Raw genomic sequence first — 11236 nt, forward strand, 5'->3', positions numbered from 1 at the left:
TTCCAATCTAATCGCTTGGCAGTGAGGAGATGAATAGTGAAATTTTCCGACTAGACCGACACACCTTAAATGTTGCATTATCAAAAATGCTCAAACCTTGTTATAACAAGAACTATAGAAAAAAACGCTCTACAAACTTTTAGCTGTGTCAGTCCACTACTGGACTATTACAGGCAAGATGCCTGTGCTACAAGATAAACCGCTATAATAATCCTACTTACCTTTCATCGCAAATGATGAAGTTTGCATCCAGTTATTCTAACTCGGATGCCATTTTTCATTGTTGAATTTCATTGTTCAAAAATTTTCACTAGAAAAAATTTGTAGTCAAAATATAAACTTTTTAATAAATATTTTAATATGGCAATTTTACATAGTTTTTGGCTGACCGAACATCAACAACCTAGTTCTTTATTTATTTGGGGAGAAACTTGGCGCAGAATTACAGAAGAGGATGCTGGTGAAACAGGAAAAATAATTAATAATCCTTATGCAATAACTGGAAATGAACTTTTGAAGCTATTCCAGGAAAAGACTGATATTTATTTAAAAAATCAGAAAATCACAACAAACCAAACTTTAGCTTTTCCCACAAAATCATTAGAATCTAGCCAAAAATTATACCCACTTCATTCTGCGACTAATTTCTCAGAAACCACAGAAAAGTTATATCTTTATCCCTGGCAAATAGAAGGAATTTGCCTAGACCCTATACAAACAATAGAATTTTTACGCTCTTTTCCTCTGGGCAATATTACTGAATCTTTTATTGGAGCAGATTTAAGGTTTTGGTCTCATGTTGCTAGATGGAATCTTGACTTATTAGCAAGATGTAAATTTTTACCAACTATTGAACAACAATCAAATGAACAAAACTTTTCTATTTGGAAACCCTTACTTGATAGTGCTACAGACCAAAATAGACTGAAAAATTTCACCCTACAAATGCCTCTTGCTTGTCGCACATATCAACTAGATTGGCAGTCAACTATTTCCTTAGATTCCTTAGAAAATCTACAAATTATCCCCAAAAATAACACTTCAAAATTACCAAATCTCAGAGCAAGTCAAGAACTACTCCAAGATTTCTTGCAAAAAACAATAGACGCACAAATTAGACAAATATCATCCGAAATACCTCAAACAGAAATTGCCTCATTAAATCCCGCAATTAAACAATGGTTAAAATCCTTATCAGAACAATCAGCTTTAAAATTACCTGCCACTAAAGAAACACAGCAAATTAGAAAAATACTGGATAATTGGCAATCCCCACTCCAACAATATCAAACCACAGAAAATCAATTCATTACCTGTTTTAACCTTCATTCACCATCCAACAATTCCAAATATTGGACTCTAGAATATTGTCTTCAAGCAATAGACGAACCAGAATTTTTAGTCGATGCCAAGACAATTTGGAAAAATCCTGTAGAAAACTTCAACTATCAAGGACGAACAATTAAATTTCCTCAAGAAACACTGCTAAGTGGTTTAGGTTTAGCATCAAGAATTTACCCAACTATTGAACCTAGTTTACAACAAGCAACTCCCCAAAATTGCCAATTAACTCCACACCAAGCTTATGAATTTATTAAAAGTGGGAGTTGGCGGTTTACAGACAGTGGTTTAGGAGTGATTTTACCACCTAGTTTAGCTAATAGAGAAGGATGGGCTTCCCGCTTAGGTCTAAGTATTCGTGCCCAAGCTCCAAAAATTAAAAAAACTGAAAGACTAGGCTTAAAAAGTCTCCTCAATTTCCAGTGGGAATTGTCCATTGGAGGTCAGAAATTAACTAAAGCCGAATTTAATAAATTAGTGGCAAAAGATAGTCCTTTAGTAGAAATTAACGGCGAGTGGGTCGAACTGCAACCCCAAGATATCCGGGCAGCCCAAAATTTCTTTGCCAGTCGTCAAGACGAAATGGCTTTATCTTTAGAAGATGCTTTGCGATTGGCCACCGGAGATACTCAGGTAATGGAAAAGTTACCCGTCGTTAATTTTGAAGCTGGCGGTCAACTCCAAGAACTTCTGGACACTTTAACGAATAATCGTTCCTTAGAGGAAATTCCAACTCCGAAGAATTTTCGTGGCGAACTACGTCCTTATCAAGCGCGGGGCGTAAGTTGGTTGACATTTTTGGAACGTTGGGGTTTAGGTGCTTGTTTGGCAGATGATATGGGTCTTGGTAAGACCATCCAAACAATAGCCTTTCTTCTCAATCAACAAGAACAAGAATTACTAGAAGCACCCACATTATTAGTATGCCCCACTTCAGTATTAGGGAACTGGGAAAGGGAAGTTAAAAAATTCGGACCAACCTTAAAAGTAATAGTACATCATGGTGATAAACGTGCTAAAGGTAAAGAGTTTCTCAAAGTAATTAAAGACAAACATTTAGTCATAACCAGTTACGCTTTATTGTATCGAGATGAAAAAATATTACAGACAATAAAATGGCAGGCAGTAATAGTTGATGAAGCTCAAAATATCAAAAATCCAGAAGCAAAACAATCTCAAGCTGTGAGAAAATTAGAAGCATCCTTTAGAATTGGTTTAACAGGAACTCCCGTAGAAAATCGTCTTTCAGAATTATGGTCAATTTTAGATTTTTTGAATCCTGGATATTTAGGAAAAAAACAATTTTTCCAACGTCGCTTTGCTATTCCTATTGAAAAATATGGAGATACAAATTCATTACAAACTTTGCGTTCTCTAGTTCAACCATTTATTCTACGTCGGCTCAAAACTGACAAAGATATTATTCAAGACTTGCCAGAAAAACAAGAAAATACTATCTTTTGCCCACTAGCAAATGAACAAGCAAAACTTTATCAAGACATAGTTGAAACTTCCTTAGCAGAAATTGAAGCTGCTGATGGTATTCAGCGAAGAGGTAAAATTTTAGCCCTATTAGTAAAACTCAAACAACTTTGTAACCATCCTGTACTTCTACAGATTAAAAAAGGTAGTAGGAAAAAAGTAGAAATTAGCCATAAAAACTCAGGAAAACTGCAACGTTTATCTGCCATGTTAGAAGAAATAATTTCAGAAACAGAAAGGGCTATTATTTTTACTCAATTTGCCGAATGGGGAAAAATATTACAACCTTACTTGCAAGAAAAATTAGGTAGAGAAATATCATTTTTATATGGAGCAACTCGCAAAAATCAAAGAGAAGAAATGGTAGACAGATTCCAACAAGACCCTCAAGGTCCACCAGTAATGATTCTTTCTTTAAAAGCTGGAGGTACTGGTTTAAATTTAACTCGTGCTAATCATGTTTTTCACTTTGATAGATGGTGGAACCCAGCAGTAGAAAATCAGGCTACAGACCGGGTATTTAGAATCGGTCAAACCCGAAATGTTCAGGTACATAAATTTGTCTGTACCGGAACTTTAGAAGAAAAAATACACGACTTAATTGAAAGTAAAAAAGAACTAGCAGAACAAGTAGTAGGTGCAGGAGAACAATGGTTAACTGAACTAGATACAGACCAGTTGAGAAATTTATTAATACTTGATAGAAATAAAGTAATTGAAGAAGAATAAATTTGAGTATTGGAAAAGTAATCAAATGATTAGATAACAAAAAGAGAATTCTGTATTTAGCCTCCTGCTTCAGGGATTGTCTGAAAAGTCCCATTTGCTACATCCAAGCCCCCTAAATCCCCCAAAATTGGGGGACTTATACCATTTCTCAAAAGCTTTTCTACACTTTCTTGAGTAGGGGAGTAGGGGAGTAGGGGAGAAGTAAAAATCAGAATAATTAACATTAACTGGCTAATAATTAGAGAAAAAGTATTTTGCTTGTATTCATTATTTGATAACTGAAGTATCATCCAAGTATAGCGTTAGTTTTGAGAATGGGTATTATTAGAAGCAAATTGACTCTTGTTCCCCCCAAAGTTGAGGGGCTAGGGGGGCAAAATTCAGTATCAAAAAAATTTTCAGATCTCCTCTCAGATTTGAGGTACTGATAACTAATAACTAATAACTGATAACTGATAACTGATAACTGATAACTGAAATGACTAACTATAACAACTCACAAAGTGATAAAGAATGGTGGACTCAACAATGGATAGACTTGTTAAATTCTTATCGGTTTAAAAAGCGATTAGAAAGAGCAAGAAATTATGCCAGACAAGGAAACGTTCTGAGTCTAGAATTTAAAGACAAAGAAATTATTTCCCAAGTTCAAGGAACAGCTCCAGAACCATATAAACAATCATTATGGTTAGATACTTTTAGTGATGAAGACTGGAATTATGTCATTGAAACAATGTCACAAAGAGCAATTTTTACTGCCAAATTATTAGCAGGAGAAATGCCTCAAAATATAGAAGAAGTTTTTGCTGCTAATGGTTTAAGACTATTTCCATTTACCTTAGACGATATCCATGCTACATGTGACTGCCCTGACAAAGCTAGAGTTTGTAAACATATTGCAGCAGTTTATTATATATTAGGCGATCGCTTTAGTGACGATCCATTTTTATTATTTCAATTACGCGGTCGTAGCAAAGAAAAAATATTAGAAGTTCTTCGGCAAAAACGTGGTCAAAGTCAAGAAGAAAATTCCATAATCACAGAAAAAATCACAGCAGAAAAAACACAAAAATCTCCAAATTCAGCAACTCAAGAATCTACAAATTTTGAGGATTTTTGGGAATACAAACAACAGCTAGATTCGTCCCTAGTAGTGATTACACCACCCCCAAGTAATGAGACAGTTTTAGATGTTTTAGGACCTCTTCCTTTGAGTACATCTGCTGATACAATCGAGGATTATTTTAAGAAAATTTATCAAAATATTAGTCAACAGGCAGTAATAACCGCCTTAAACCAGGGACAAGATAATTCAAAAATTAACAATGAATAATAAACAATTATTTATCCTTAAAAGAAGAGGAAAGAAGATTGACTAAAAATATCTTTTATCTTTGTAGAACGACATCCCATGGCGCAGCCAAGGAGAAGCTTTAAACCTTAATTATTCGGTAAAAAAAAACTTACCGAATCATTAATAATTAGGGTTTGCGCTTCACTAGTCTTTTAATAGGGGTAGGAGACAGGAGACAGGAGACAGGAGAAATGGGAATAATGAGGAGGTAGGAGTAAGAATTGTCCCAATAAATTTTTCTGCCTAACTATGCGCCTAAAATACGCTCCATGCATGAGCGTTTTAGACTGAAACAGTCGCACTTTTTAAAGACCACAAAAAGGCACTTGTCTTCATAAGTCAATACTTTTAGATTTAATCAGCAAGCCCTAATTAATAATTATTAATTAAATAATTCGTAAGCATTTCCTGCGGAATGCTGCGCAAACAGCTATTAGCGGTCAGCTATTCGGTGCGGAATGCGCTCGCATTCAGCTTTTTAACAAATAAAGCAAGCATTCGTTCAACTTATACTAAATTATCAACCAGAAATTCGTACTCTGAAGTTTTGATAAAATTGCTTTTTTTCTCCTTTAAAGGTAATAAAGCTGATAGCTGATAGCTGACTGCTGTTTGCTTACAAATAATCTGGCAACTCTGTAAAGCAATACTAACTAATAGATAAAAAAATTGAAGCTCTTAATTACTATTGCTAAATTAGCAGTTCCATTTTTGCACAATAATTACTCCACACAAACTTAATAATTGTAAGTTCGTTATTCTATTATTAATAGACAATGTAAAACAACTATATGTTATAATAGGATAGAATAGCTAAAAATACCAATAGCTATATAACTTTAGTTTATACGGTGGTGATTTTTTATCATGTTTGTACGAAACTTTTTAGGACTTTCTTTAGTAAGTCTTTTAGTTTCAGCTCCTCCAGTCAATCACCCTCAAACAGAAAAAACTAAGGTGGAATCAAGCCCACAATTACAGGCAGTAACATTTCCACCAACAACTTCAAGAGGTGCACCATCGAGAACTAGAGGAGCTGGGTCTCGCGGTCCTTGTAATCCAATAATTAAACAAGAATTAAGTAATCTAACTGCTGTAGTACCAGAAAATAATATTGGTACAACAGTTAGTCCTAATCCAACTGTTTACCTTTATGTTCCTAAAAGTAGTAAACGAAAGGCAGAATTTGCTTTATTTGATTGGACCAATAGAGTCAGAGAACCAATATATAAAGTAGGTGTATCTCTGCCTGAGTCCGCTGGAATTGTCAAAGTAAGTTTGCCAAAAACAGTTGAACTAGAACCTAATAACACTTATGTTTGGCACTTTGGCATAATTTGTGATCCAGAAGAACGTGCTTTAGATTATTACATTAATGGATGGCTAAAACGTACCCCTCTCAAGCCAGAAACAGAAGCTAAATTAAAACAACTGCAGGAAAAACCATTAGAGCAAGCTAAACTCTATGCTGAATCATCAGTTTGGAGTGAAACAATTACAACTTTAGAAAAATCTCGTGTTGCTTATCCTAATGCCTGGAAAGAACTGTTAAAATCAGTTGGGTTAGGGGACTATGCTGATAGTAAAATCTTTGATTGTTGTCAAGAAATACAACCTGCTCAAAGGTAATATAAATTGTTAAATTGCCTAAAAGTTAAACATATTGAGAAACCATTAGATGAATCAGCAGCAAATTGAATTGGTTCGATGCCCATTCAATTTGCATGCTATCTCAGCAGAAGCCTTCGTCCTGGTAGAAAAACTTGTATTATGATGTTGCTATAACCCTGGAAATTTTCCACCATGCGCACTGCCTACCAATATAAATTAAGGCCCAACTCATACCAAATAGCCACCATAGAATTGTGGTTAGAATTGTTACGTCGGCAGTACAACTATCGTTTTAGTGAAAGATTGTCTAGGTGGGAAGAAAACCGTAAGATCAAAAATAGGGCGACAGGGCCCAGACATCCTGAAATCTCGTGGCTCCCGATGCAATGGCAGGGCAGGGAAACGAGAAGCCCACACTATAGCGCCAGCTTAGTGTGGGAGTATAATAAAAGTTATACATAAATGAGGTTTGTATCGTACCGCAAGCATTGGGTTAATCGATGCTGATGTCAACGGTTCTTTAAACATTATGAAAAAAGCAGTCCCAAATGTCTTCGACCATGGGATAGAGAAGCCAGTGCGCCCTTGCGGGTCCCCCGACAGTCACGCAACTGGCGTGGTGTTGTAGTTCACGAGCGTCAGAATAACACCTGCAAAATAAGAATATGTCATATTTGACTATATTTTTATGAACTATGTCACTGAAATCTCATTATGATTCTCTTGGATCGAGAACTAACTCATTAATTTGGCAGTGGCGCGGGGTGTGGATAACTACTCCCTGCGTAACTCTACTGATAATATTACTCCGCCTAACTGGAATATTGCAGCTATGGGAGTGGGGTACATACGACTTTTATATCAGAAATAGACCTTTACCTCCAAGGGACAAACGTATCATAATTGTTGGTATTGATGAAGCCGATGTCCGCAGAGTAGGCCGGGGAACAATTCCTGATGCAACTCTTGCCAAGCTGCTCAAAAAACTTATAGCAATGGAACCCAGAGCTATTGGTTTAGATATTTACCGAAATTTACCTGTACCACCTGGTCATCGAAAACTGGTTGAAGTATTTCAAAACACTCCTAATCTAGTTGGCATCCAAAAAGTAGTAGGGGATGATAGAGGAGAAGGAGTAGCACCACCACCTGCTTTACAAGAAAAAGGACAAGTAGGAGCAAATGATACCCCTGTCGATGCAGATAATAGAGCTCGGCGAGGCTTATTCTACTTAGATAATAAATATGGGGAAATTATTTATAGCTTTGCCCTGCATTTAGCATTGTTTTATTTAGAACAGGAAAATATTAGAGCAGAAATAGTAGAGGGAACCGATCGCTGGCGTGTGGGAAATCAGGTATTCCCTCCTTTTCAAAAAAATGAAGGTGGTTATGTCAGAGCTGATTCCCGTGGATATCAGTTATTAATTAACTATAGAGGGCCAAGTGGTCATTTTGAACAAGTTTCTCTGACAGATATTCTTGAAGATAGAGTCCCCCCAGACTGGGGACGCGATCGCATAATTCTAATTGGAGCAGTAGGAGAAAGCTTCAACGATCTATTCTATACACCCTATAGTAGTCATTTGTTAGCTCCACCAAAACCAATGGCAGGAGTAGAACTACAAGCAAATTTTATTAGTCAAATTATTAGTGCGGCCCTAAATGAACGTCCCTTAATCAAAACTTGGTCTGAACCCCAGGAATGGTTATGGATTTTTATCTGGTCTGGAGTTGGTGCCATAGTTACATGGCAGTGGCGAAATCAAACAAAAAAATTCTTGTCACTAACATTATTGAAGCACCTCACCCTAGAAGCTGGGATCATTTTTCTTAGCACTTATATTATGTTTATTTGGGGATGGTGGCTTCCTGTAGTGCCTCCTTTATTAGCAATAGTAGTTTCTTCATTTGCTATTACAGGTTATGTTGCTGGCACTGCTAGTCTGATTAGAAAAACTTTTGCTCGTTATCACTCCAATGAAATAGTCAAGAACTTATTGGAAAGTAAAGAGGGTTTAAAAATAGGAGGTAAGAGGCAATGTATAACTGTATTAACTTCTGATTTAAGAGGGTTCACTGCCCTTTCTGAGCAACTATCCCCAGAAAGTGTTGTAGAAATTATTAATATTTATCTCAAAGATATATTAAAAATAATTACAAAATATGGTGGGAGTATTGACAAACTACTTGGTGATGGGATAATGGTTTTATTCGGTGCTCCCATAGCTAGAGAAGATGATGCACATAGAGCTGTGGCCTGTGCAGTGGCAATGCAGCTAGAAATGAAATCCATTAATCAAAAAATTAAAGTTCTAGGGTTTCCAGCTTTAGAAATGGGTATTGGTATTAATACAGGGGATGCTGTAGTCGGAAATATTGGCTCTGAAGAACATACTGAATATACTGCTATTGGTTGGGAAGTTAATTTGGCTTTTCGGATAGAAAGCTATGCCACTGGAAATCAAATTTTGATTTCTAATGCTACTAGGGCAGCGATCGGCACCTCACAATTAAGGATAGATAGTACGAAGGAAATTAGGCCTAAAGGTATTAGTAATCCAATTAATATTTATGAGGTGGGAGGAATTAGCGATAAATATAATCTATTTTTGCCGAAAGAAGAGGAAATTCTATTACCGATAGAAAAACCAATTCCTATCTTTTATTTAATTGTAGAAGGTAAACATATTAGTAATACTGTGTTTAAGGGAAAGTTAGTTAAGCTTTCTCAAAGAGGAGCGGAGATAGAAATTAACAGATATGCTTCAGAAGATTCACTACCATTAGCTCACAGTAATATCCAACTTAATTTATTAAACCCTAGCAATAAATCGTTTATGAGTGAGCATATTTATGGAAAAGTATTAAGAGTAGAAGAAGCATCAAAGACTTTTTACATCCGCTTTACTTTTAAGCCTCAATCTGCTTTAGAACAACTTGATAGTTTATATCAATCTTCTTTGCAACGATAGTAAATGATGTGTTGGGGAATGAATTAGTTACTGTATATCCTGATTAATCTTTAGGACTTAAGCAGTAGAGCGTATTTCCATCATTGCGACTGACTAAGTCTTGAGCTTTTTACTATGTCATTCAGGATAAATATCTGCCACAAATCTCTGTTCCCTTTTCCCTATTAATCAAAATTTAACCTTTATACTAAATTTTAAAGTATCGACAACAATAATTTAATTTATATCTTCCCTACCCTGCTCTTACCAGCTAAATGGCATTCTACGCATCTCTCAAAGCACTCTGTACGGACAAGCTAGTTACGTCTTGGGTTGATCTCATAAGCGACTAGCGATGACACTCCTAACCCAGGAGCCTTATTTGCTCTACTAGAACACATTATTGTCAGAACCACAAAATTGACTGGTTTTACCATAAGATGATCCCCTCAAGGAGAGCGTGAGTCTTCAACCAACATTATGATCAAAATTACACATAAAATAGGCTAGAGGAAAATTTTTAACTCTAGCTGTAGAAGTTAATATCAAGCCCTGGAATCATTAAAAGATAGCTGATTACATTAGGCCTAGAGCTTCTAGTTAGTAATCGCTATCTTTAAAATATGGGAAATTTTTAGGTAAAATGAAATGGAATATCAATTTTTTTTTCTTTGTGGTATACCTGTAGTTAAGACTAAATGTCTGTGATATATGGCACTACTACTGTTATTACTTAATTAGCACACACAGCAATCGTTGTAATTGATTAACGACGACGACGACGACGACGACCACCAGCTACTGAGTCTAAATCCTTGTCAGTTAGCTTTTCCAATGTAGGCTGCTTGTCAGCAGTAGGCTTTTTCCAGGTACTTTCTCGTTTTGGGTTTGGTTTTTGTTGTCTATCTGTCATTGTCCTTCTCCTAAGTAACTCTTCTAACTCAATCTAAGTGTGTATACTGTTGTATACTATGGTGAGATAGTATTTAACTACATATCCTACTTATAGTTTAACTCATAGTTAACCCTTGCGTCTATCATATCCCACCAAGTAATCGTTTAAATCCCTGATATAGTGAGTCTTTAAAAAAATTTTACATACTCAATAATATTAACTAGGTACTTACAATCTTTTAAGAGGGTAAATGTGGGCCATCACCAATTACTTGAACTTAATTATAACTACAATACTATAGGCAATCGATCCGGAATTGATAAATATTTTACCACAATATATATCCATCTTTTATTACTCTCGCCGGAGAAGATTTGAAAGGACAACATTTTATTGATTGAGGTGGCGATCGCTAAATCTAATACCAAATCTCAAAACGTTTGCTGTATATCATCTTTATTTAGTAATAAGGGAGATGGGCAGGTAGGGAGATGTTCATTAATTGATAATTGATAATGGATAATTGATAATTACCTCGGGTTTTAACCGTTACGGAATTGAATATAAGGAAATATTATTTCTTTTCTCTTGGTCTCATGGATATGGCGCAGGTTTCGGAGCCATCCCACCCTTCGGGAAGCTCCGCTAACGACCGCTTTTTCCCCGATCAAGGGGAGGGTTCAAGGCGCGAATTATTTAATTATTAATTATTAATTATTCGGTAATCAAATATAGCTAGGACTTATATTAGAGTTGTCGCTAATATAGATAGAAAAAAATCGCTCAAATTAAGACACAGTAATAATTCCAGACGTTTTTTGATATGAGAATGGCTAAAATCCTTACATGATAAGGGTTTACCAGTTTTTT

The 11236-nt window shown here is 35.8% G+C and carries 7 protein-coding genes; 5 read left to right on the forward strand and 2 right to left on the reverse strand.

Annotation, left to right across the window (positions count from 1 at the left end; genetic code table 11):
• Positions 1-360 precede the first annotated feature (360 nt).
• A complete protein-coding gene (locus tag F6K15_RS16765) occupies positions 361-3552 on the forward strand; it encodes a DEAD/DEAH box helicase (protein ID WP_293062593.1) in 3192 nt (1063 codons plus the stop codon).
• 56 nt (positions 3553-3608) lie between these two features.
• Here F6K15_RS16765 and F6K15_RS16770 read toward each other — a convergent pair whose 3' ends face one another.
• The gene (locus tag F6K15_RS16770; protein ID WP_293062594.1) at positions 3609-3842 is read right to left on the reverse strand and encodes a hypothetical protein; all 234 of its coding nucleotides are present in this window, start codon (positions 3840-3842) and stop codon (positions 3609-3611) included.
• Between the two features lie 188 nt (positions 3843-4030).
• On the opposite strand from F6K15_RS16770, the gene F6K15_RS16775 reads away from it, so the two are divergent.
• The 4 genes from F6K15_RS16775 (at position 4031) to F6K15_RS16790 (ending at position 9492) form a co-directional block, all read left to right on the forward strand.
• The gene (locus tag F6K15_RS16775; RefSeq protein ID WP_293062595.1) at positions 4031-4885 is read left to right on the forward strand and encodes an SWIM zinc finger family protein; all 855 of its coding nucleotides are present in this window, start codon (positions 4031-4033) and stop codon (positions 4883-4885) included.
• 888 nt (positions 4886-5773) lie between these two features.
• A complete protein-coding gene (locus F6K15_RS16780) occupies positions 5774-6535 on the forward strand; it encodes a DUF928 domain-containing protein (RefSeq protein ID WP_293062596.1) in 762 nt (253 codons plus the stop codon).
• 174 nt (positions 6536-6709) lie between these two features.
• Positions 6710-6979 carry a helix-turn-helix domain-containing protein gene (locus tag F6K15_RS16785; RefSeq protein ID WP_293062598.1) on the forward strand — a complete coding sequence of 90 codons (270 nt, stop codon included), beginning with the start codon at positions 6710-6712 and terminating at the stop codon, positions 6977-6979.
• Between the two features lie 233 nt (positions 6980-7212).
• Positions 7213-9492 (forward strand): adenylate/guanylate cyclase domain-containing protein, encoded by a 2280-nt coding sequence (locus F6K15_RS16790; RefSeq protein WP_293062599.1) that lies wholly within the window; start codon positions 7213-7215, stop codon positions 9490-9492.
• Positions 9493-10237: 745 nt separating this feature from the next.
• Here F6K15_RS16790 and F6K15_RS16795 read toward each other — a convergent pair.
• Positions 10238-10384 carry a hypothetical protein gene (locus tag F6K15_RS16795; RefSeq protein WP_293062600.1) on the reverse strand — a complete coding sequence of 49 codons (147 nt, stop codon included), beginning with the start codon at positions 10382-10384 and terminating at the stop codon, positions 10238-10240.
• Positions 10385-11236: the final 852 nt, after the last annotated feature.

Source organism: Okeania sp. SIO2B3, from assembly GCF_010672525.1.
GTDB lineage: Bacteria > Cyanobacteriota > Cyanobacteriia > Cyanobacteriales > Microcoleaceae > Okeania.